Below are 22,077 nucleotides of genomic sequence, written 5' to 3'. Positions count from 1 at the left end.
GCAAGCTAAAGCGTACAGGGAATCGCAGTACCGCAATCAGTCTGATTCTCTGGGCAAAACAATCCTCAGGGCTTCAAATAGCCACTCAGCAGGCTAGAACCAGTATCCGTCTACTTATCCATCAATTAGACCTTCTCAACAAACAACTAACCGAATTAGAAGGTCTTTTGGAGAAGCAGATTGAGAAAATTCCTATGACCGCTTCTCTACAGGCCATCAAGGGATTTAGCCATATCTCGATTGCTACTTTATACAGTGAGGCTGGAGCTTTAAGTCAGTTTCATCATGGACGGCAGCTCCTCTGTTTAGCAGGTCTACATTTATCCGAAAACAGTTCCGGAGTTCACAAAGGCAAAGTAACCCTAACCAAACGGGGGCGTCCCGGACTTCGAAAAATATTGTATTTGATCGTTTTGCATTTAGTCTCTGTTAATCCGGAATTTCGTGCTCTGCATCAACACAATAAACAAGTAAAAAAGATGAAAGGCATGCAATCACTTATGAAACTATGTGGTAAACTGGCTCGAATTCTCGTGGCTATGGCCAAGAATAACAGTACCTACAACGCCGGAATGCTACGCTACACTGCATAATAGGAAGTCATCTTCCCCAAAACATCGTCATTTGGCTCATTCGCAGGAACCTACAAAGAAAGCACAGAGTACCGACTACGTTCGCCTGAAGGGCTCTGACCCATTAACAAAGAATTGTCGGCCTCCATCCCCTGGGTAGGTATAACGAAGGAATGTAAGGGCATAGACCCGTTGAGACTTGGGAGGGATAACCCCTAGGGATAGAATGGAGCAGGTGCATAACATGGGAATAAATGGGATTTCATTCGAATCCTTTATTTCTCTATGCCCTTCTTGGGTATACCTTCAAGTATAAACATCATCATTAATATTTTTTTAAAATCGATGATGATGGAATCCTGCGAATGAGCGAGACTGAACGAGAAAAGTGAAGCATAATGAGGGAGGCGGACGCTTGAGAGTTTTCCAAAGGAAAACTTACTTCGTAAGCTAGGTGATACCCCACCTCCTCCATCCATCAGCTATCTTCTAAATTAGTCAGGTATCTAAAAACTAAAGGAGACCGCAGTCTCCTCTAATTGCGACTAGCTTCCAGCTAGTTATTTATTGCTCTTTTTGATCTCTTCCATCTTCGCTTTCGCGGTGGAGATCGTCTTATCCAAATCCTGCTTGCCGGTCAAATAGAGCTCAACCTGCGATAAGAATTCTTTTTCCTGCTGAAGCGAGTAAGTAGGAGGGATGACCAGCTTCGTCGCCTTATTGACCTTCAGCGTGTTCAAGAGCGATTCTTTATCGATCAGCGAAGCTACCTCCGGCTTGCCGGTTTTTAGAATCGCGTCAACATTTTGCGCAATATCCGCTTTTTTCCAGCCAGAGAAGAACAAGCCTTGGATACCAATCCCTTCGGTCGTATACCATTTGACGAAATCATACGCTTCCTGCTTATGCTTGGAGTTCGCCGCTACGCCCATGAAATCCGCCCCAACCTCGGTATATCCATTCGGGTCCTTGGCGTCAGCCTTCGGATAAGGTGCAAAGACGGTTTTGAATTTGCCGTTCAGCGCTAGCTCGCCTACCATCCAGTTCCCGGTAGCAAGCATGGCCGATTTTCCGGCATAGAATACGTCACGGTAGTTTAGCTTTTGCGAGATGACGTCAAAGTAAGGTACCGAGGTTTTGTCGATGTTTTCCATCCGGTTGCGCAAATCCAGGGAGAAACGAACCTTTGGATTGTCGATGTTTTCCGAGCCGTCGTCTTTGACGATATACGGGTTATTCACGTCATTGTTTTGTGCGAGCTGCGCGTAGTCCTTCCAGTTATGGAAGTAGGAGCCGTACTGCTTGGACGGGCCTTCGCCCTTGGTCAGCTTTTTCGCATATTCAGCGTAATCATTCCACGTCCACTCGGTCGGTACCGGAAGCTTCGCTTCGTCAAGCTTATCCTTGTTCAGCATGACGAACCATTCAATCATTTTGCCCGGAAGCGCGTAATATTTGCCGTTAATGGCCGGATCAATCTTGTATTCTTCCTTGACGTTGACGTTGCCCTTCTTCAAATATTCGTCCAGCGGCTCCAAAATGCCCGCACCGACGCGCTGCGCAAAATCGGATGCGCTAGAATACATGATAACGTCCATCTGATCGCCGGAAGCAGCCAGCAGGTCGAGCTTTTTCATCCCTTCCTGGGAATCGCCTTTTTCAGACATACTTTCGTAGACGACCTTCACATTAGGATGCGTTTTATTGTACGCCTCCACCGTTTTATTCCAGTTGCCCTGTGCTTCGGTATACCAGCCCTGTACCTTGATGGTCACGGGCGCTTTGGCGGCATCCTTTCCTTTATCGCCTTCCGCCGCAGGTGCAGTCGCCTTCTCCTGACCGCCGCCGCAGCCGGCAAGCGCAGTTGTAGCCAGCAGTACTCCGCTAAGCGCTAGTAAAGATTTTTTCATATTGCGAACCCCTCCATTATAGAATCTGTGTGATTGTAACCCTTTACACGACCGATCATATCAAATGCTCCCGGTTCCGTTGAGTCAATATTTTAACCAATTCAAGTCGTTTTTTGACCTTATGGGTACTATCCTTTGACTCCACCCACGGCAATTCCCTCGATAACCTGCTTTTGCCCGAAGATAAAGATGATCAAGAGCGGCACAATCGCCGATACCGTACCTGCCATAATGAGAGAGTACAGATCCCCGTTCAGCGTGGCGAAGGAGCGTATTCCAACCTGTATCGTGAACAATTCCTTTGTTTTCAAAAAGATCAGCGGATTTTGATAATCATTCCACGTCCATATAAAGCGCAGAATCGCATAAGTGGCGATGGCCGGGCGAACGAGCGGCGTACATACGGAGAAGAAGATACGGAAATGGCCAGCGCCGTCGATTTTGGCCGATTCGATAAATTCATCGTGAACCCCCAGATAAAACTGGCGAAGCATGAACGTTCCAAGCACGCTGAATGATCCGAGCAAAATGAGGCCCAAATGCGTATCATACAGGTTCAACGAACGCAGCAGCAGAAATTGCGGTACCAGGATCGCCTGATTCGGGATCATATAGATAGCCAGCACGATAAGGAACAGGACATGCCTGCCACGAAATTTGATTTTGCTGAATGCATAAGCGGCCATGGACGATAACAGAACGGATATAGCTGTAGTTGTTACAGTAACCTTTATCGAGTTCCAATAATACAAAGGGAAGTTCGTTGTTGTCCATACGGTCGTATAATTTTCTATTGCATTCCAGTGCCGGGGGATCCACTCGATCGGGAACGTAAATACATCCAGCTCCGGCTTCATGGAAGAAGAGATCATCCAGAGAAAGGGTGACATGAACATCAATCCGAAGGCAAACATGAGTACCGTATAAATCGCTTTTTTAACCGTATTCCATTTATCCATTGCGTTTCCGTCCTTTTTCTATTAGTAATTGACCCATCTCCGCTGGCCGATCCACTGTATCCATGTCACCACGAGGACAAAAAACAGGAGAACAATAGCCATTGCGGATGCGTAACCGGACTGCAGGTTGATGAAGGCTGCCTCGTACAAGCGGTATACGACCACGGTAGTGGAATTCGCAGGTCCGCCATTCGTCAGCACAGCAATAATATCGAAAACTTTGAACGAACCGATAATGCCGGTTACCAGCAGGAAAAACGTCGTTGGCGACAGCAGCGGGACCGTAATGCGGTAAAATTGCTTCCATTTGGAGGCGCCGTCGATATCGGCAGCTTCATACAAATCCTTCGGAATCGATTGCAAGCCCGCCAGGAAAATAATCATGTTATAACCGATATTGACCCATACCATCAACCCCATAACGCAGTACAGCGCAACGTCGGGATCGGCAATCCACTTGGGAGAATTGGCCACACCGAAGGACATTAACATTTGGTTGATCGGACCGTAGCTTGGATGGAACAGCACCTGGAATACGATGGCAACGGCTACGATACTGGAAATGTACGGAATGAAATAAATGATTTTGAACAGGTCTTTGAAAAATACCTTCTTATCAATAATAACGGCGAGCAATAACGAGCAGATGAGCGTCACCGGCACGACAATGATGAGAATCAGATTGTTCTCAAGCGACATGATGAACACACTGTCCTTGAACAGCTTGATAAAATTATCGAAACCGACAAGCTTCATTTTGGAGAAGCCCGCAACGAAATTCCAGTTCGTGAAGCTGAGAAAAAACGAGGCAATAATCGGAAACAGTGTCAATGTGAAAAGCCCGATGAGCATCGGACTGACAAAAGCGAACCCCGCCAAATCCTCCCGCCACTGCGTCGAACGTTTCCTCCTGTTATGGCTGACCGGCGGGCTCGAGGCGTATTGCGTATGTGTTTCGGTAGACATGAATTTCACCCCATGTAGTAGTTTTCTATAGTCTACCTTGCGGGGGCAGGGACCGTAAGCAACAAAATTAACTTGTTGAAGCAAAGATTTAACCACTCTGTCCAGATAGCTGAGGTAATTGAACCACACATTGGCTCCAATAAAAAAACCACAGCGCGACCGTTAGTCACGTTGTGGCTGATGCCCTAATTTGTAAATAACTCTAAAACGTCCAAGTTGTCTTTTACAGTAATGAACTTGTCTTTGTATTCACATGTCTCGATAAAATGGGGCAGCTTCACTAGATTGTATTCTTTGTTCCACTCGATAAGGTTCAGCGTACCCTCGAGAGTCTCACGCTTTTTGCTTATAACAGCCCCTGAGATACGTTCTTCATATCTCTTCCATATTCTTGCTTCTTGAACCGACAAAGGAGGCATAAGAACAACAATCTTATCCGCTGCTGAAAAGCTTGGGGCTACCCATGATCTGTAGGCCCCTTCTATGATCCACGAGTCTTGGGCGACCATATCTCTCAACTTTTGATCCCGCTCCTCTGCCAGAGCTTTTACCCCATATACCTCCGCTTCATTATCCCAATAGATTTCGTCCAATTCGTAATACGGTATCTGGAGTTTTTGACTCAGTAATGCCGATATGTAGGATTTGCCGCTTCCTGCACCGCCAATAATATGTATTTTTATCCCAATCCCCTCCTTTGTTGTGTGATACGATTCTACCATAATTGGGCAATTGTGGGTGGTTTTACTCAATCTCACAATCCCAAGCTTCATCGAGCATCCTTACCAACCGGTTCTCTTCTTGGCTTGGTAATACATTCTTAAACTGCCTATCATGCTCATTACATTGGCCAGGGATAGTACAATAAGCCATATTACCAGGGATGACATGGTGGTCCATAGTCCAAACCAGGGAACAACTCGCCCGGCACCGATCAATGTTGTCAATGGTGACAGAAACAAAAGAAGGAAGATCGGGAACAGTCTTCCGACGGATAAAAGAATCAGCCTTACGGTCGTGATGCTCTTTCGGCTCCTACGGATACGGGATTGTCTATACACTGCCCACAGAATCGTCGCAATCACCAGAAAAATCATAAACGCCTCCATGGTCCCGCTGCTAAAAGGAGAGGCTTCCGCTTGTCTGCCCTTTACTATCGCTGCGATGCCATCGATAAAAGCGTGATAATCGGTAAAAGCGTTTAAGCCAGTGTCAAACATCATCATGATGCCCAGCTGCTCGTCCAGATATATGGCTTCTTCCGCTTTATAGGTCCAGAAAATTCCGCTATGGGAAATTGTCCTGGCCCCGTGTTCATCCTCCTCTGCGAGCCATCCCATTCCATAGGGGCCGATCTGCCCGGCTGCGTGGTATTGCTTCATCAGTTCTGGGGAAAGAAGACGGCCGCTGTATTGAGCAAGCATCCATTTTGCCATACTTTCTGCAGTTGAAACCATACCGGCGGGGCCGTCAACAAACCATAAGGGCTCGGCTTGGCTTACAGGATAGCCGAATACAAGATAATGTCCCCGAGGAATGGCGGGATTCTCATTGATTTGTTGTGTCGTGCTGACGTTGAAGGTATGGTTCATCCCCAGAGGTTCAAATAGATGATTGTTCAAATAAGCGGAGAAGCTCTGACCGCTCACTCTCTCCACCAGAAGAGCCAAATATTGATAATTGGGGTTGTGGTAGCTGTAGACTGTTCCAGGAGCATGGGCAAGCTTAACCGTATTCAGCGATTGCTTAATGTCTTGCAGCGACCGATACGGATGGACATTCGTCATGTCCGGATTCACTTTGTCATTCAGACCGCTTGTTTGATTAAGCAAATGTCGCACCGTCATATCACGAACCTGTTCGTCACTTGGTGAAAGCTCGGGAAAATACGAGATGAATGGTGCATCAAGATCGATAAGTCCTTTATCCGCCAGCTGCAGGACAGCCAGTGCAGTAAAGGATTTACTCAATGAAGCAATGGGAAAAGGGGTATTGCCGGTGATCTCGCGGCCATCTGAAAATGTACCGTAACCTTGGGCATAGAACACCTCATCATTATTGGCTACGGCAAGAGCTGCACCCTGAATATGATTGGCTTTCATATTTTTTACGACGAAGTCGTTCATTTCTTGCTGTATTTCAGCTTTGTTTCGGATTTCCATTGCGGAGGCAGGCTTAGTCAGGAATGACAGCACCAGCAATAAACAACTCAAGCATAGACTTATTTTCTTGTACCTAATGGTCATAGTTACACTCCTTATCACGTGATAAGGAAATGGTAATTTATAATTTTCAACTATTTATCAATTCCGCAAAGAAACTTGCTCTTACGACCCCGCCGCCATGGGAGCCGTTTTCGATATGCAGACTTCCTCCGTGCTTTTCACACAGTACTTTACAAATATAAAGTCCCAGTCCATGATGATCATTCGCATCCCATACTTCACCGCGGTAAAAAGGGAGCATGGCCTTCTGAAGCGCTTCGTCAGAGAAGCCGGGTCCGTCATCCATAACAGTTATCATAAAAAAGCCCTTGCAAAGGCTATATTGAATGCTCACCTTACGCGAAGCATAACGCGCCGCATTAGCCACCAAATTCTCAAAAACCTGCATCACCAGATGGACATCCACAGCTATTTCGTTCGTATCCGCAGCCATAGAAGAGTCAAGCGTCTTATCGCATGGTTCGCTAATTTGTCTGGCGCTGCCATTCAGTAAAGATACCAAATGGTCCATTTCAATCACACGGCTATGTACCGGCATATCCTCAAGCTTCTGAATGGAATTCATCGCCTCCGTGTAGCTTTCTAGACGCATAATATGGACTTTCATGGTTTGCAGCATGTCTAGAAGCTTGTCCTCGGGGATCTTATTTTGAGGCAGGTAGGTGGTCACGAATTCGGAATATCCTTTCAACACGGATAGGGGCGTCCTCAAGTCATGGGCAAAAATAGCGTTAAGCTGCTTGCGTTCCTCAACGGACCGCCAAAGTGTTTTGTAATTGGTCTCCAATTGTCCGCGCATGGTTTCAAATACACGGCATAACTCCCCCATCTCATCCTTACCGTCATAGGAAATATGAAACGCTAAATCATTGGCCGACATTTTCTGCGATGCGTTCATCAATAGCTCTAGCGGCCGTTTCAGTTTGAATTTATAAAAGAGGCTGGCCATTAGAACAATAGAGGCCGCAACAGTTAACAGCACTACCCCAACGAGGGATGGCAGTACCCAATCGTTCACGGCAGCATCAACGGCAAGCTGCAGACGTATGGCTTCCGCCCACTTAAATTCCAATACGATGACGGCCATATCGATAACAAGCATAAGCGAGCACAAAAGGATGAAGGATTGCAATAAGGTCATTCGCTTCAGCTGCAGCCAGCTCAGGATTTTCGCCATTTGTACCCTACTCCCCAGACGGTTTCTATCATGTTGTCGCAGCCATGCTCTTTCAATTTCATACGAATTCTCCTGATATGCTCGGCTATCACGGAGCTGTCGCCTTCGTCGTTCAAACCCCATAGCTTTTCATAAATGCGTTCTTTATCAAACACCATACCGGGATAGGAAGACAGCAACTCAATGATATCGAATTCCTTTTTGGCAAAAGGAACTTTTTGGTCATGAAGGTACATGGCGCGTGCCGAATAATCGATGACCAGCTCTTCACTAAACCTTATCGACATTTTATTGTGACTTCGCCTTTCCCTGCGTAAATGAGCTTCTACTCTCGCACCCAGCTCCATAATGCTGAACGGCTTTAGAATATAATCGTCCCCTCCGGCCTGGAAGCCTGCAATTTTATCCGCATCCTCCACTCGGGCCGTTAGAAATAAGATAGGACAGGATACAAAATGCCGGATTTTTCTGCACAATTCAAGACCGTCAAGCTCAGGCATATGGATATCGAGTAAAACAAGGTCCGGCTGATTTTCAATTTGCCGCAGCGCGTCATTGCCGTTCTTCGCCGTCATCACGAAATACCGGTTCATTTCAAAATAATCTTTCAGCAGCTTCCGAAGATCGGCCTCATCATCAATGATCAGAATCTTATTCATATCCCTTCCCTGCTTTCCCATTTCCAAATTATCTATAACCAGCATATCAAAAATCGTTGGGTATCCCAAGAGATGCAGCGGAAGCGCCGTGTTCGCCAGAAAAAAACCGCCCGTTAAGAGGGCGGTTGCGTCTGTTGAAAAGCCTGAAAATCTGAAAAATTGCTTCGGTCCCCCGGTGGGGTATCCCCTTCCGGTCGCTGTTGTTCTCTGGAAACTTTCATTAATTTCGCTTTATATCGGGAATTTCCAGAGAACAAAGGCGAACGCTATCGCTCCTCCAGGGGACACCCCACCTACCACCTTTCGCATTTTCCTGTACGATAGGGTTTTTCAACAACCTGAACCGCCCGTTAAGAGGGCGGTCCATAAGCATTGCTCACGTCAATGTAGAATAAATGTTGTCCGTATACTTAGAAATAGCTTCATCGTAATCCGGATACTTATATCCGAGACTTTCCGATACTGCTTTGGAATATTTTCTGAATAACTCGTAACAAGTGAACAGTGACCTCCACATTTCTTGATACCCATTCCCAGAATAGGTTGACAGGAGGCTGTCCCAATCTTCCTTCGGAAGATACCGGTCTATAAATTTATAGTTCTTCCCCACGCTAAAAGTATATCCATACTCCGATCCGATATGCCAAGCCATCATTCTCAACAAATTAGGCCGGGCTACCTCATGCAAATGGTCAATGGCAAAAAGGATTTCCTTTCTCGCCAGCCCTTTTACTACGTAAGTAGATACCATCCAGAACTCGTTGCAGCAGTCATCAAATTCCCTTGCTGTCGGCCTTTTAATCCAATATTGACGGTCATCGGCGATTACTTCCTGCTGGATTCGATAATCCTTATCAAGCAAGACCTCAACCAAACCGTCGCTATTAGTCAAATAATCCTCCCATTCATGGATTGGAATGAGGGTCAGGTCTACTTTATTCCCGTCTTCAAAATGAATTAAATAGGAAAACCAACTGCCCAGCTCTGATGGAAAAAGCTCCATATCCTCAGGCTTTTGCATCATGATACGATTCCCAAACCTATCGAGCCACCGATCATTCTCCTTGAAGGAATCCATCTCGGTTACAAAGTAAGAAATGTCATAATCCTGAAATGGATCGGGGGGAATATTTTTGTTGGTACGTGATCCTTCCAAAGTAACCAATCGAATTCTATCATCCTTCATAGCAAAATCCAAAAGCATTTTCATCATTTCCTGCTCACTTCTCATCTTGAATCAAGCCTCCCCTATTTTTGGGTTCAAAATGTAAAAATGCGGGACGGCGGTCCACGAATTCGAAGGACATCAGATGTTCTCCATGGGAAACGTTATAATTTATCCAGCAGCATTTTCATAAGTCATATCCTCCCTCTTTCTATCAAAAAATGAACCATCCAGCCTATCACATCGGCAAGTAAATGGTAAATACCGAACCCTTGCCCGCCACGCTTTGCACCTCAATCTGTCCCCCGTGTGCAAGGATGTTTTGCCGCGCGGTCGCAAGCCCGAGACCGGTCCCGCCGCTGGGACGAGGTCTGGAAACTTGCCTGAGCTGTATCCCTAATGCAGCCCTCATCATCTTGACTCAATGCTAATTGGGCAGGACATTCATACGGTGTTTCAAATAGAATTTGATAGCCGCACAATCGATGTTAATAAACCGAAGCGGATCGTTGTAGATCCGCTCGGCCAGTTCCTCTACTGTGATCCATCTCGCTTTTTGCGCATGGTCGCCTTCTTCGAGCAGTTCGCCCTCAGCCTTACAAATAAAGTAATAACCAACCGAATCGATTCCTCCTTTAATCGTTTGATACGCAGCAAATGGCTTAACACATTCCACCACAATATCAGGATTGATTCCGTCCGTATCGATTCGCGTATCTTCCCCTTCAATCCAAGTGACATCCAAACCGGTTTCTTCTTTCACTTCGCGGCGCAATGCGGCTAACAATGACTCAAACTTTTCCACCCTGCCTCCCGGCAGCTCCAGCTGTTTCGGTTCATTCGGCTTATTTCGTGTCTGGATTAGAATTTCGGTTTTTCCATCGCGTTCACGCTCGACTATGGCACGGGTGTTCACATAAAACAACAATATTCACTCCTTTTCTCGAGAAAAAACAGTTGGTTTTTCTGATATTTTCCTACGTAATCTAATAGTAAATAAATTCCAAACGAAAATATAGACTTTTTCTCACGTTTTACTCATAATCCTTCGCAGAATCTATTTCACCGGAACCCGTAATATCTAGAATCGCCTGAAACAGATTGGGAGGATATTCGGCAATCCGATGACATAGGTACAAATACCACTCATGACCATAGGTCAAATAAATACGCACAGGATAGCCTGCCTGTTTCAGTTGGCTGCTCAAATCCGGCCGAATGCCGTATAGCATCTCGAACTCAACCCCCGGCTCATGAAGCCATTCCCGCAGCATGATCTCCTTTATGACAGCCTCGTCATGGGTGGCAATCGACACGCGGTGGCCTTGGCGTACAGCCTGCTCTACAAGCAGCAAATATCGCTCGTTGAGAGCGGACGAACGCGGGATCGAGAGCTGTTCCGGCTCCTGGTACGCCCCCTTCACGATACGGACCCGGCCAGGGATAGACTGCAGCCCGATCAAGTCCTGAGGCGTCCGGTTCAATTGCGCCTGAAGCGTGATGCCGATATTGCCATGAACGGCCGCCGCCTTTTCATAAATCTGCAGGATCGAATCGGTCTTGACCGATTCCTCCATGCTTATAAACAGTTCGATGCCGGCCTGTTGAGCTTGTGAGGCTAATGTCACCAGCTGCTTATACGCCAGCTCGCTGTCTATAGACAAGCCAATGTGGGAAAGATCGAACGATACACGAGCCGGCAGCTTCCGCTCCTCCAATGATTGAATGAGCCGCAACAGCTCGAGTGCTGCCGCTTCGCAGGCTTGAACATCTGCCGTATTTTCACCGATATATTCGAGCGAGACGGCATATCCTTTTTCCATCAGCCGTTGTCCGGCCTCCAGCCCCTCCTCCCGCTTCTCCCCAGCTACATACTTTGCTGCCGCACGCTGCAGCAGCCGGTAAATAGCCGGCGTTTTCTCGACGTAAGACTTCAAATCGTGTCGGCGGGCAATGGATTTCATCGCTTCGGCAAACTGTTGTTCCAAATTCGTCGTTGTCATTTACTAGACACTCCCTCGTCTTGTTATACAGAAATAGTGTACAGACAAGACAGAAGGGCGGATTGTAAAAAATTGCGCTGATCTAGGACGACACCGCATAGGCTTGGGGTGTCGTACCTACGATTTTGGCAAAAGCCTTTCCAAAATGGCTCTGGTCATAAAAGCCGGTATCCGCGGCAATATCGGCGATGGGCCGTCCATGTTTCAATTCCCGCTTGGCGTGATTGATACGCAGCAGATTTTGGTATGCATGCGGCGGCAGGTGAGTGCTTTTCTTAAACAAGCGAATAAGATGATACCGGCTGACCCCGGCTGCGCGTTCCAGCATTTCAAGCGTAATTTTATCCGTATAATGCGCCTGAATATATTCCTTGGCCCGGTTGACGTATTTCTGCTCCAGCATGCCGCAGGATTCGTGTGTCAGATCGGAAGCGTGCTTGTTTACTAATGCGCACACCAGCTCGATTAACGCCGTTTCGATCTCGAGCGGAGAAGCCCTTCGGCTCATTGCCTCCACCACGCGATTAAGCAGCTTGCTGCAAATTTCATTCTTCCCGGCTTCTAGCAGGAACGGGAACTGAAGAAGATCCGCGTCAGGCAGCTCCAGAGCAGCGAACCATTCCGGTTTTATAAACAGCATCTTGTATTTCCATGTCGTATCATCCGCCGGATGGCAGGCGTGCAGCATGTGGGGCGGAAAGCTGATCATTCTCCCTGTCTCTACAAGCCGCAAGACGCCGTCACACCATGCCTGCGTTTCTCCTTCATCAATGAGACCGATGGAATACTCCTCGTGAAAATGCTTCTGATACGCCAGATCGCTCCTGCGGCATTGCTTCGCTTCCACAAAAGGCAGCGCCTCATCCCGGTAAAAAATCACATCCGTCATATACAACCTCCGAATTGAAATGACCCTTAAAGCGGGGCTCTTGGCTCATGCATCTTTTATCCTAATATACTATCATAATGGCTGCTTCCATTGAGATTCCTATCAAAAGAAATCAAGTTATGTTCGCCGGGCGATCTCAAAAGAAAGAGTTCATAGTCCGGTGTGACTGATGTATTTTTTATACCGATCGTAAACTGTGTTGCGCTTCTTAAACTCCATACACCTTGAAATTCATAGCAGGACGCTCCATATGAAATACCCAAATTATACCGTCACTTAACAATCATGCAAATTCATGCTGTGTGCAAGCTATCCCGCTGTGCGGGAATCCATCCTGTAACCACCGCTCCCCCTTGCGGATGGTTACCAGCCGTCAAATCCCCGCCATGAGCACTGAAGATGCGCTTCGCGATCGTTAATCCGAGACCGGTCCCGCCGGATTCCCGGTTTCGTGACGACTCGCCTCGGTACAAGGGATCGAATACACGACCTAGATCGGCTTCCGGAATCCCGGGGCCCGAATCCCGGATGGTTATCGCGGCTCTATCCCGATCATAAGAGCATCCCACATAAATGACACCATGGTTTGGCGTATGCCTGACCGCATTATCCAGCAGGTTGTTGAAGGCCCGTTCCAGGAGATAAGCATCCCCAATACAGCTTCCTTGTCCTGAGCCGGCAGGCGGATGGTCCAATTGAATGGAAAGCCTTTTGGACTCGGCTAAATGACGCAAGGTATCAACCGATTTCTGCAGAATATCGATAATCTCGATTGATTCTTCCTGCTGTACGGTTTCCATGTACTCCGTTTTGGCAAAAGCGAGAAGATCGGAGACCAGCCGATCCAGCTGGTTGGATTTCTCCTTGCATACCTTCACATAATGGTTCATTTGCTCCGGGCTCGAGGCGATGTTCAGCTCCAATCCGTCCAAATACCCTTTGAGGGCGAACAGCGGTGTTCGCAAGTCATGTGCAATAGCACCGATGAAAAATCGTCTTTCCTCCTCAAGAGCCGTTTGCCGTTGAACGGATTCACGCAGCCCGGCTACCATGATGTCAAAGCCTTGGCGGACTTCAGTAATCTCACGAACTCCCGAAGGCGGCAGCGTTATATCCAAATCTCCCTCCGCAATTTGCCTTGCAGCTCTGCCCATCGATTCCAAAGGTTTAATAATCCAGCGGCGAAATCCGTAGCCGAACACTAAAGCCGCAAGCAGCAAGCCGACGGACGACGCCATCCAAATCCCGATCCGGCTTGGTCCCCTATCCGCCGAACCGATTTGTATGGACCTGGTTTCGACGAAATAAACGATAACGTAAGTAAGCCAGGCAAGGGTTAAGATGATAAACAACGAAAAGAACAGCACCGTACGAACCTTGAACGCCTTCATAGCGGATTCCCCTCAAACCGGTAGCCGATTCCCCACACATTCGTGACATACTGCGGTTGGTCGGGCTCGGCCTCAATTTTTTCACGTAATCTTGCCATAAGCACCCGGACGGTATGTTTATCCCCAATCCCGTCCCAAAACCGGTCCAATAGCTGTTCGTAAGTAAACACTTGTCTAGGATGCTCGGCGAACAAACGGAATACATCATATTCTTTGGGCGTGAGAGATACCTTGTCTCCGCTCACGTAAACCTCCCGGGTAGTCAAATTCAGCTGAAGCTTGCCGTAATGAATAATCTTCTCGGCTGCGGCCTGCCCGGAATTGCCCATCCGGCGCAAAACCGCCTTGACTCGCGCAATCACTTCGACGGGAGAGGCTGTCTTTACAATGTAGTCGTCGCCGCCGATGCCGAGCCCCCGGATCTTATGGATATCGTCGTCACGTGCGCTTAGAAACAGGATCGGGACATTGCTGGTTTCGCGGATTTTCCTGCATAGTTCGAAGCCATCCTGCCCAGGCATCATGACGTCCACGATCAGGCAATCTGCCGGATGCCGATGGAATAAGGCCAGCGCGGTATCCGCATCCTTCGCTGTCATAACGTGAAACCCGTCGTTTATCAAAAAGTCCCTCATAAGCTCCACGATACGGATGTCATCGTCAACGACCATAATGGTTTTCTGCTGATTCATAGAAATCACAACCTTTTCGGTTTTCGGCATAATGCAGCTTTTTCACATTGACAGTATATCATTTTCCTCTGCGGCAGCCCATGTGATGATTCGTTCGAGACCGGTTTGTGATGGTTTTGTGATGGTTTTAGCCCGTGTCTTGCAACAGGTTTGGGTTATGCTTACAGACATCAGCAAATCCAGCATACAAAGGGGACGATTCATGTGATACATGGGAAGACGACTTGTCATAACCGCTTGCCGCTGAGGGGAGCGAAGTTGAATGAATAGCAAAAGCCTTTATCGAGTTATGATCGCGATGGCCGTCGCATCGATTCTCTGGGCCATCTTGAATCGATTTGTATGGGATCCTGGTGCGGCGGAATTCCTTTCACACAAGAGCGGTCTCAAGCGCACCGTTCCTATGCCGGCGTGGCTCACGGTGTTGGATGTCCACATCCTGTTCGCTTCCGCTGCCTTATTGGCAGGCGCCCTTAATTTCTCCAATCGGCTGCTTCGGCATTACCGAAAGGTACATCGATGGACGGGATACATGTATTTGTTCAGCGTGCTTGCCGTCTTGCTGACCTCCGGCTATATGGCACCTTATTCTACAGGCGGGAAAACCGTCAGTGTCATGTTCAACCTGTGGAACATAGCTTGGTTTGCCGTCACCCTGATGGCTTTTGTCTCCATTAAACGAAAAAGGATAGCCGAGCATCGCAATTGGATGATACGAAGCTACGCCTTTTGCTTTACGAACCTCTCCATCCACCTGTGCCTGATCGTATTTTCCGATTGGCTTGGTTGGGACTATGAGAAAGCCTATACGTGCAGTGTCTTGGCAAGCATCCTGCTTTTGCTGGCAGCAGCAGAAGCTGTGATTAGAATCAACGGGAAGAATTCCATTACAATCACCAAGGGAGAGAATACGAATGCTGAATATCCAAATCGTCTTGTTTGACGGCTTTGATCTCATGGATGCCATCGGTCCATATGAAGTGTTCATGGCTGCAGGCATGCTTAGCGGGATTCATTTGAATGTGAACTTCGACAGCGCAGAAGGCGCGAGAATCGTCCCAAGCGGCATGAAAGGTCCCGGACTGCCGGCTAGTGGGTTCATTGATCCGAATTGCGGCGGTATCCTGTTGGTTCCAGGCGCCATGGGCAAGGTTGGACCGGAGGATGCGGGTTCGGATGCGGTTGTAACGCAGCTGCTTCAGGCCAAGGAGAGCGGGCTCATGCCGCTGCTTAGGCAAGCGATGAACAATGAGAGCATGACCGTCTCTACCGTATGCGGGGGAGCTATGCTGCTCGCTATGGATGGATTGTTAGAGGGGCGTTACGCTGTTACCCATGTTCTGGGGATGGAAGCGTTCGGTGCAATGGGGGCCAAGCCTGTACCTGCCCGGGTCGTCGTGGACGGGCGGCTCGTCACTGGCGGAGGGGTTACATCGGGCCTTGATGTGGCTTTGTATTTGGTGGAGCGCGAATTGGGCCCGCGTGTCGCTCACGCGGTAGAGAAGCTGTTCGAATACGAACGCAGAGGGACGGTTTGGACCGAAGCAGGGCTGGAGCCGATGAACTTCATGAAATCGAGCGATTCAGGAAAAGAAAAGTCTCCCTCCGTGAGGTTAAGTACAGCAGAGAGCCTCTCCGATGATACCGTTACCGGAACATGGGATTTGACCATCTCCACCCCTGTCGGCAAATTTTCGATCGTCATGACACTCACCGAGGTTAATGGAGCAGTTCAAGGCACATTTCAACAAGGGGATGAACTAACGGAGCTGACAGACCTGCGTATTCAGAACAGCCATATGACATGGTCCCTTAGCATAAAAAAACCGATGCGCCTTCATTTGAAATTTGACGTTACCGTAGAGGGGGACCAACTGTCCGGGCTGTCCAAAGCCGGCATGCTGCCCTCTTCGAAGGTTCAGGGGATTCGAAGGACATATTGAAAAAAAGCAGGAGCAGCTGCCTCGGGCACGCTGCTCTTTGCTTATACTTGATTGCTTATCATAATTGTGGTTCCATACCGTGTGGTTCATTCTAATGCATTACTCAGCTTTATATTCAATGCTTGTTCCATTTACCCTGTTAAACTCTTCAACTAATTCTTGATAAGCTTTATCGTCCTTCATTCTCCACTTAAAGAGGCTTTTCACTTTTGAAAAGATCTCCGGCGTTATCCGATAAGGAATTGCTTGGCAGGTAAGTTTATCATCTACAAGATGCTCATAAAAGGATACGCCAGCCGCATTCCATAAATGTTTGGCTCGCTGACCGGAACACCACCCAGCATATTCATATATTTTCTTCAGCTGTTCTTCATCACCAAGCCGATGGGCTTCTTTTACTAATTGTAAAAGAGTCTGAAACACATCATAAATGGTTCGGTGTTGGTTAGCCCCGAATTGAATATCGAATAACTCGGCAGCTTTTTTTCTCCATACGCTCAAAAGCTCACTCCCCAATTCACTGGCAAGAACCAAGCTAAATTAATTGTTCTTAAACCATTCTGGCAAAGAAATCCCCTTTAAACAATAATCAAACCAGGCAACTAATCGAAGCATGTAGTCCTTCTTATATTCATCGTTCCAGCCGCCGGAATGGAAAGCTTGGGGATAGAATACCAAATAGGATTCTACATCGTAAAATCGCAAGCCATTAAACAGTAGTTTTGCATTTTGACCATACTTTCGTTCCGCACTTGTTTCCATAAGCAATAAAGGAGTCTTAATGGAAGAGATATGCTCGATGGAATCTAACTCTTTGTATACGTCGGGTGTTGTCCACATGGCATTTGGATCCGCGTTCCCCAGTCGATTCTTATATCGTGGATGGGCATGAAAGGCCTGGCCGTTGCTGCGGTCATGATGCAGATTATCATAGACACCGATAACGCTGACAGCACCTTTAAAACAGTTAGTATGGGATATCGTCCAAGCAGTTAGATTTGCACCAAAGCTGGTACCGTAAATACCCAGTTTGTCAGGATCGGCGATATTTTCTTGTATAAGGTAATTTACTGCCGCCATAACATCATGATAAGGATTTCTCATCATTTGGTAGCTGCCAAGCTGATTTTTATGCTCATCCCCATATCCTTCACTGCCGCGGAAATTGGGCAATAAAACGGCATAACCGTTAGCCGCCAGAAAGTGGGCAGCACTTTGAGCGCGCGCGGAAAGAAGCTCTGTAAAACTTGCCTCTACATAGAATTCCGGGCCTCCGTGCAAATAAATTAAAGCAGGATATTTATGTCCAGGCTGATAATCCCTCGGCAGAACAAGAATGCTTTCTATTTCCCAGCCTTCACTTGGATATTGGATAACCCTAACGTCAGAGAGGTTTAGAGGCAGATAGATCCCGTGAAAATTACTAATTTTCTCAATTGAACCCGCTTCCGCAATATGAAGCTCAGCAGGTTCTTTCGGAGCACTATAGGGAAACACGACACCTATTTGATTGTTAAAGCTTACCGGTCCCGACGGGTGGTAATAACTGTGAACGACATGATTTTGGGCAGTAATTGGGTAGAGGGATAGCTCATCGACATCCACCGAGTATAGTATATTGGATACGCCCTGCTGTGAGGAAACATAAAGCTTTGATCCGTCATGCGACCAGCAATGAAGTCTACTATTGCCAGGCAGACTTACTCTCCCTTTTGGAATCACCTTTCCATCAAAGAACGATGTGATTTCAACTTCATTCGAGGAAGATAGGTTGGCAAATAAGAGCCCGCCGGAATTTAGTAATTTGACAAGGTCCGCTCTTCCCGAATATACTTCACTGACCTCTTTACTTTCGATGTGAACCCGCTTTAGAACATTTCCGTGCTTAATGAGTAGGACCTTATCGTCAAACCAGCCAAGAAGCTTGTTTACAGTACCCTTTAAAGTAAATATCGGCTCCGTTTGGCCGGTTTCTATATCTACTCTATATAGGGTCGATACTAAATCTTTTAATCTCTTTTGCGAAAGGATTACTTCATCGGACGGTTCGGAAATAACTTCAATCTTTTCACGATTACCCATTCGTCGTTGAACGATATTTTGACCATACCTGCTTCCATTCGGCAAAGCCGTATACAATATATATCTGTGATCCGGAGACCAGCTCAACATAGAACCATTAAAAGGATCCGGGCCTTCGAAATTGGAACATGTTAATTGGCGCTTGTTCTCCCCATGTTTGTCCATCAGCCATATTTCTTTCTTACCAGACTTCTTAGAAAGATAGGCAATGGTATTGCCGTCCGGAGAGTAACACGGACTATGTGAATCCTGCTCCTCATGCCCCGTTAATTGATACGCCTCGCCATGTGAATCCAGCTTCCATATGGATCGATTTCGCTCCTCCAGTGCGTATTCTTCATGCGGCATATCGCTATTCCCAAAGACAACAAGCAGTTCCGTATCGCAGGGTGAAATAATAAGCTCGAGATATTGGTAATAGTGCATTGTAAGAAGTCCATCTATCCATGACAAGCCCTCGTTATTCACTAGAGCTACCTCCCTTTTATGCGTCCACTATCCGACACTCAGTGAGAAAAATTTAAGGAATTTGCGTCTACCGTATAAGCGGTGAAAGTAATACGCGGCTGCTGTTTCATGACCGCAACCGCGCTACGTTTTATTGAGTTATCGTTTCCCTTAGCATCACCTTTAGGTACCGTACGTGTTTAGCTCTATTTTCCGTCCATCCGGATCGTAAAATGCTATTTCCCTTCCACACCCGCCGCGATCGTTAATTCCATCCGAAGCTATTTCTACGCCGAGTTCTTTCATTCGCTTATAAATGTCTTCTATTTCTGAGTTTTTGACCCTAAAGAGGAGAACCGCGTGATTATACCCATCTTTGTTATTAAAGCTCAATGATAATTGATCTTCCGACTGAATAAAAAACAGCGTTAAGCCAGTTGCGGTATGAAGTACGACTAAATCCGTATCGGGTTGGAGGGGGGAATGCTTGGAGGCATTAGGATCAAATCCGAAAACGTCGACATACCATTTTGCTGTATGGTATGGATTTTTTGCCGGAAGATACAGTGTCATTAGATCCATAATGTAAGGCTGGGTTCTTTTTTCAACGGTTTGTTCACTCATTTTGCTTCTCCTCTCGGTTTTCGAATCGACTCCTATATCAATATTCGAGGTTGATCCAATATTTTCCTTTTTATAGTGCATTCATTTAGGAATTTTTGATAATCGATAGCTTTATTGAGCTTCAGCCTTTACCATCGTTCTGGCTAGTTCGTTTCCTGAAATATCGTAGCCTACGACTAGTATTTCATCAGAGGATAGAGGGGATTTGAAATGAATTATTTCTAAAGAATCTTGCTCTGTCGTAAGTTTTTTCTCAATAGATTCTTGAGCTTTCATAACGGTCAAATGATGGATTGGGGATTTCTTACTAATCCCAACGACAACACCTGCGTTCCCATTTACCATAATAGGTTTCGCTTGGATTAGGTTATCGGAATAAGTAGCTGCTTCGAACTTGAACCTGTCTTTCTTTGCAATGGGTGTAAACGCCGCAATCCCAATTTCTCCCGGCTGAGCTTCAAATAAAGAATAAATTTGATTATGCAGAGTTATTGTCTTCAAAAGACGGGTCCCTTTGCCTATGCTCAAATCGGTTGCGATTTGAAGCTCTGATTCATCCGCAGAAATATCATGTACATTAAACGGCCCGATTTCATCATCAATGAAAACGACATAAATAAAAAAAGCAAAGAAGCTTAAACACAACAGAGCTACCATCAAAGTGGAAATTAAGGCGGCCTTCATTCTACACCTTCTAATCCTGATTATTCTTTGTCTCGTTTGGCTGCGTCTTCCGATGGCTTAAAGATAGTTCAATCGATTTTTCTGGAATGCTTCTTTAAGCTCAGCATAATCTCTAAACCTTCTAGAATTAATCCAATGACTAAAAAAGTACCTCTATCAATTGGGGATTATTGTCAAGTTATTCCCCCATTTACTGAATCCGAATTCGGATTCTATACGATAATGAAAACCGCAAATCCAATTGTTTACCTAATTTTATCATTTTTGTTAAACAATTTGAAATGACCACGTATCAAGCATAAAAGAAAAAAGAGGAGCTCTGCCTGAAGCAAACCCCTCTCCTATGTTTTCAATTATAACTACATTCCGATAAGTCCTTGCCGTTCCGATTTCGGAAGCTTGTCGACGACGAGCTGGTAGGATTCCCTAAGCATCGTTACAATGACGTCATCAGGAACCGAGCCGTCCAGGATGACCGTATTCCAATGTTTCTTGTTCATGTGGTATCCGGGAATGACTGACCCTGGATAGCTTTCGCGCTGCAACCAAGCTTCCTCTGGTGACGTCTTCAGGTTAACGATCTCCTTGCCCTGTTGGTTGCCAAGCAGAGCGAACATTTTGTTACGAACATACAGAACCGGCATATGCGGGTCGAAGGGATACCGCAGGCTTGTACCGTAGTAGCTGAGTCCTATCTCAATTATTTGTTCATGATTCATGGGCACGTTCCACCTCGTTCGTCCATCTGTTCAGGAAGCCGGGAATCCCCTTTTCCTTCCTATATGGAATATTATCAAAATCAACTCCCTAACGCACGCAGGGAACGTCTCTTTTTCACGGGTTCACCTGAATGGGGATGAATGGTGGACTCCAACTTTTTTTCATCGCTCAAATACTTTCGCAAATGACGGATAATAGGGCTAATAATTTTTTTGTTTATTGTGGCTATTTGTAAGTTTTAGGTGTCTAATCCTATGTGAAAACAAAGGAGGTTCACATGTGTCTGGGCCCAATGACAAATTCGATCAAATCTATGAGGAATATTACAAAAAAACCCAGTTGAATCTTTGATTGTTCGATTACGAAATTAATCAGCGTATTAACTTAAATTACTTTGTTCAGCAGTTGTGAACCTCAGAAAGGTTACTCTCTAGTGTGAATTCCAATAGTAATCTGACCTTCATGGTGTATTTCAATGATTTTGTTCATTTCCATGTTTACTATCCATGTATTAAATCCAACTACCTCAACATCATCCATATTCTCAATAATCTTTTGCAATGTGCTTTCTACAACTGGTAAATTCATTTCATCCCAAATAATTAATAACTCGTTTTCGTTTTCAAATTCAGTTAATCGTCTTATTTCATCAATATCATGAATGGTTATTTTGCGTTCCACTGATTCCCAGTCGATCCGCCCCCATTTCGTAAAAGGGAACGACATAGTTAACATGGCAACAACTCTAACTGATTCATTCAAACTATAAATACGTGTATTATCACCTAATGCATCAATACATTCATGAAACAAGCCATTACTATGCACTTCATTTTTTATTTTTCTTTTTAATTGTTCGATTCTAAATTTTCTTTCCGCTTTGTCCATGCAGTTTCACCTTATTGGCAATATTAGCTTTCGTCTAACTATTCGGGATGTTGAACACTCCTACCTTTAGATGCGAAGTGG

23 protein-coding genes are annotated in these 22,077 nt (G+C 46.2%); 3 read left to right on the top strand and 20 right to left on the bottom strand.

Going from position 1 to position 22,077, the window contains the following annotated elements; translation table 11 throughout:
- Positions 1–593, top strand: a 593-nt coding sequence (locus GGC63_RS10490; RefSeq protein WP_192702239.1) for a transposase, incomplete at its 5' end; no start/stop codon positions are given.
- Between the two features lie 539 nt (positions 594–1,132).
- Here GGC63_RS10490 and GGC63_RS10485 read toward each other — a convergent pair.
- The 14 genes from GGC63_RS10485 to GGC63_RS10420 all read right to left on the bottom strand — a co-directional run bounded on the left by GGC63_RS10485 (position 1,133) and on the right by GGC63_RS10420 (position 14,608).
- Positions 1,133–2,482, bottom strand: a complete 1,350-nt coding sequence (locus GGC63_RS10485) for an ABC transporter substrate-binding protein (RefSeq protein ID WP_192702238.1) — start codon at positions 2,480–2,482, stop codon at positions 1,133–1,135.
- A gap of 128 nt (positions 2,483–2,610) precedes the next feature.
- On the bottom strand, positions 2,611–3,441 hold the full coding sequence (locus tag GGC63_RS10480) for a carbohydrate ABC transporter permease (protein ID WP_079912758.1): 831 nt from the start codon (positions 3,439–3,441) through the stop codon (positions 2,611–2,613).
- Between the two features lie 21 nt (positions 3,442–3,462).
- The gene (locus GGC63_RS10475; protein WP_192702237.1) at positions 3,463–4,407 is read right to left on the bottom strand and encodes a carbohydrate ABC transporter permease; all 945 of its coding nucleotides are present in this window, start codon (positions 4,405–4,407) and stop codon (positions 3,463–3,465) included.
- Positions 4,408–4,592: 185 nt separating this feature from the next.
- Entirely contained in the window at positions 4,593–5,180 is a 588-nt protein-coding gene (locus GGC63_RS10470) for a DNA topology modulation protein FlaR (RefSeq protein WP_192702236.1), read from the bottom strand.
- Between the two features lie 9 nt (positions 5,181–5,189).
- Entirely contained in the window at positions 5,190–6,653 is a 1,464-nt protein-coding gene (locus GGC63_RS10465) for a serine hydrolase domain-containing protein (RefSeq protein ID WP_192702235.1), read from the bottom strand.
- 46 nt (positions 6,654–6,699) lie between these two features.
- Complete coding sequence (locus GGC63_RS10460) at positions 6,700–7,809, bottom strand: sensor histidine kinase (RefSeq protein ID WP_192702234.1); 1,110 nt, start codon at positions 7,807–7,809, stop codon at positions 6,700–6,702.
- The gene (locus GGC63_RS10455) at positions 7,794–8,468 is read right to left on the bottom strand and encodes a response regulator transcription factor (RefSeq protein ID WP_192702233.1); all 675 of its coding nucleotides are present in this window, start codon (positions 8,466–8,468) and stop codon (positions 7,794–7,796) included. Before GGC63_RS10455 ends, GGC63_RS10460 begins: the two co-directional genes overlap by 16 nt.
- Before the next feature lie 376 nt (positions 8,469–8,844).
- Positions 8,845–9,699: an aminoglycoside 6-adenylyltransferase gene (ant(6), locus tag GGC63_RS10450; RefSeq protein WP_192702232.1), complete on the bottom strand. Its 855-nt coding sequence runs from the start codon at positions 9,697–9,699 to the stop codon at positions 8,845–8,847.
- Between the two features lie 172 nt (positions 9,700–9,871).
- A complete protein-coding gene (locus tag GGC63_RS10445) occupies positions 9,872–10,045 on the bottom strand; it encodes an ATP-binding protein (RefSeq protein ID WP_225948115.1) in 174 nt (57 codons plus the stop codon).
- Positions 10,046–10,060: 15 nt separating this feature from the next.
- Positions 10,061–10,549, bottom strand: a complete 489-nt coding sequence (locus tag GGC63_RS10440) for an NUDIX hydrolase (RefSeq protein WP_318781022.1) — start codon at positions 10,547–10,549, stop codon at positions 10,061–10,063.
- Between the two features lie 118 nt (positions 10,550–10,667).
- Positions 10,668–11,636, bottom strand: coding sequence for a proline dehydrogenase family protein (locus GGC63_RS10435; RefSeq protein ID WP_192702229.1), 969 nt, complete (start codon positions 11,634–11,636; stop codon positions 10,668–10,670).
- Between the two features lie 82 nt (positions 11,637–11,718).
- Positions 11,719–12,525, bottom strand: a complete 807-nt coding sequence (locus tag GGC63_RS10430) for an AraC family transcriptional regulator (protein ID WP_192702228.1) — start codon at positions 12,523–12,525, stop codon at positions 11,719–11,721.
- Between the two features lie 293 nt (positions 12,526–12,818).
- Entirely contained in the window at positions 12,819–13,916 is a 1,098-nt protein-coding gene (locus tag GGC63_RS10425) for a sensor histidine kinase (protein WP_192702227.1), read from the bottom strand.
- Positions 13,913–14,608, bottom strand: a complete 696-nt coding sequence (locus GGC63_RS10420; RefSeq protein WP_192702226.1) for a response regulator transcription factor — start codon at positions 14,606–14,608, stop codon at positions 13,913–13,915. Before GGC63_RS10420 ends, GGC63_RS10425 begins: the two co-directional genes overlap by 4 nt.
- A gap of 262 nt (positions 14,609–14,870) precedes the next feature.
- Here GGC63_RS10420 and GGC63_RS10415 point away from each other — a divergent pair, with 262 nt between their 5' ends.
- Both GGC63_RS10415 and GGC63_RS10410 read left to right on the top strand, forming a co-directional pair.
- Positions 14,871–15,551, top strand: coding sequence for a DUF2306 domain-containing protein (locus GGC63_RS10415; RefSeq protein WP_192702225.1), 681 nt, complete (start codon positions 14,871–14,873; stop codon positions 15,549–15,551).
- Positions 15,523–16,551 carry a DJ-1/PfpI family protein gene (locus tag GGC63_RS10410; protein ID WP_192702224.1) on the top strand — a complete coding sequence of 343 codons (1,029 nt, stop codon included), beginning with the start codon at positions 15,523–15,525 and terminating at the stop codon, positions 16,549–16,551. The genes GGC63_RS10415 and GGC63_RS10410 overlap by 29 nt, the downstream gene beginning before the upstream one ends.
- A gap of 99 nt (positions 16,552–16,650) precedes the next feature.
- Here the strand turns inward: GGC63_RS10410 and GGC63_RS10405 are convergent, their stop codons facing one another.
- From GGC63_RS10405 to GGC63_RS10380, 6 genes are all read right to left on the bottom strand, one after another.
- Complete coding sequence (locus GGC63_RS10405) at positions 16,651–17,052, bottom strand: hypothetical protein (protein WP_192702223.1); 402 nt, start codon at positions 17,050–17,052, stop codon at positions 16,651–16,653.
- Between the two features lie 39 nt (positions 17,053–17,091).
- Complete coding sequence (locus tag GGC63_RS10400; protein WP_192702222.1) at positions 17,092–19,101, bottom strand: S9 family peptidase; 2,010 nt, start codon at positions 19,099–19,101, stop codon at positions 17,092–17,094.
- Positions 19,102–19,263: 162 nt separating this feature from the next.
- Positions 19,264–19,704 (bottom strand): VOC family protein, encoded by a 441-nt coding sequence (locus tag GGC63_RS10395; RefSeq protein WP_192702221.1) that lies wholly within the window; start codon positions 19,702–19,704, stop codon positions 19,264–19,266.
- A 111-nt stretch (positions 19,705–19,815) separates the two neighbouring features.
- Positions 19,816–20,388, bottom strand: coding sequence for a hypothetical protein (locus GGC63_RS10390; RefSeq protein WP_192702220.1), 573 nt, complete (start codon positions 20,386–20,388; stop codon positions 19,816–19,818).
- A gap of 359 nt (positions 20,389–20,747) precedes the next feature.
- A complete protein-coding gene (locus tag GGC63_RS10385; protein ID WP_192702219.1) occupies positions 20,748–21,107 on the bottom strand; it encodes an MmcQ/YjbR family DNA-binding protein in 360 nt (119 codons plus the stop codon).
- Positions 21,108–21,531: 424 nt separating this feature from the next.
- Positions 21,532–21,996, bottom strand: coding sequence for a hypothetical protein (locus tag GGC63_RS10380; RefSeq protein ID WP_192702218.1), 465 nt, complete (start codon positions 21,994–21,996; stop codon positions 21,532–21,534).
- Positions 21,997–22,077: the final 81 nt, after the last annotated feature.

It is taken from the genome of Paenibacillus sp. OAS669 (genome assembly GCF_014873645.1).
In the GTDB taxonomy this organism is placed as follows: Bacteria; Bacillota; Bacilli; order Paenibacillales; family NBRC-103111; genus Paenibacillus_S; species Paenibacillus_S vulneris.
The sequence above is the reverse complement of the archived record's forward strand: the minus strand, read 5'-3'. Positions and strand labels throughout refer to the sequence as shown.

What these genes read in the sequence shown, in the direction of transcription:
- GGC63_RS10485 (WP_192702238.1), bottom strand. Translation starts at nt 2,482, where the DNA reads ATGAAAAAATCTTTACTAGCGCTTAGCGGAGTACTGCTGGCTACAACT.
- GGC63_RS10480 (WP_079912758.1), bottom strand. Translation starts at nt 3,441, where the DNA reads ATGGATAAATGGAATACGGTTAAAAAAGCGATTTATACGGTACTCATG.
- GGC63_RS10475 (WP_192702237.1), bottom strand. Translation starts at nt 4,407, where the DNA reads ATGTCTACCGAAACACATACGCAATACGCCTCGAGCCCGCCGGTCAGC.
- GGC63_RS10470 (WP_192702236.1), bottom strand. Translation starts at nt 5,180, where the DNA reads ATGAAGCTTGGGATTGTGAGATTGAGTAAAACCACCCACAATTGCCCA.
- GGC63_RS10465 (WP_192702235.1), bottom strand. Translation starts at nt 6,653, where the DNA reads ATGACCATTAGGTACAAGAAAATAAGTCTATGCTTGAGTTGTTTATTG.
- GGC63_RS10460 (WP_192702234.1), bottom strand. Translation starts at nt 7,809, where the DNA reads ATGGCGAAAATCCTGAGCTGGCTGCAGCTGAAGCGAATGACCTTATTG.
- GGC63_RS10455 (WP_192702233.1), bottom strand. Translation starts at nt 8,468, where the DNA reads ATGAATAAGATTCTGATCATTGATGATGAGGCCGATCTTCGGAAGCTG.
- GGC63_RS10445 (WP_225948115.1), bottom strand. Translation starts at nt 10,045, where the DNA reads ATGAGGGCTGCATTAGGGATACAGCTCAGGCAAGTTTCCAGACCTCGT.
- GGC63_RS10435 (WP_192702229.1), bottom strand. Translation starts at nt 11,636, where the DNA reads ATGACAACGACGAATTTGGAACAACAGTTTGCCGAAGCGATGAAATCC.
- GGC63_RS10430 (WP_192702228.1), bottom strand. Translation starts at nt 12,525, where the DNA reads ATGACGGATGTGATTTTTTACCGGGATGAGGCGCTGCCTTTTGTGGAA.
- GGC63_RS10425 (WP_192702227.1), bottom strand. Translation starts at nt 13,916, where the DNA reads ATGAAGGCGTTCAAGGTTCGTACGGTGCTGTTCTTTTCGTTGTTTATC.
- GGC63_RS10420 (WP_192702226.1), bottom strand. Translation starts at nt 14,608, where the DNA reads ATGAATCAGCAGAAAACCATTATGGTCGTTGACGATGACATCCGTATC.
- GGC63_RS10415 (WP_192702225.1), top strand. Translation starts at nt 14,871, where the DNA reads ATGAATAGCAAAAGCCTTTATCGAGTTATGATCGCGATGGCCGTCGCA.
- GGC63_RS10410 (WP_192702224.1), top strand. Translation starts at nt 15,523, where the DNA reads ATGCTGAATATCCAAATCGTCTTGTTTGACGGCTTTGATCTCATGGAT.
- GGC63_RS10395 (WP_192702221.1), bottom strand. Translation starts at nt 19,704, where the DNA reads ATGAGTGAACAAACCGTTGAAAAAAGAACCCAGCCTTACATTATGGAT.
- GGC63_RS10390 (WP_192702220.1), bottom strand. Translation starts at nt 20,388, where the DNA reads ATGAAGGCCGCCTTAATTTCCACTTTGATGGTAGCTCTGTTGTGTTTA.
- GGC63_RS10385 (WP_192702219.1), bottom strand. Translation starts at nt 21,107, where the DNA reads ATGAATCATGAACAAATAATTGAGATAGGACTCAGCTACTACGGTACA.
- GGC63_RS10380 (WP_192702218.1), bottom strand. Translation starts at nt 21,996, where the DNA reads ATGGACAAAGCGGAAAGAAAATTTAGAATCGAACAATTAAAAAGAAAA.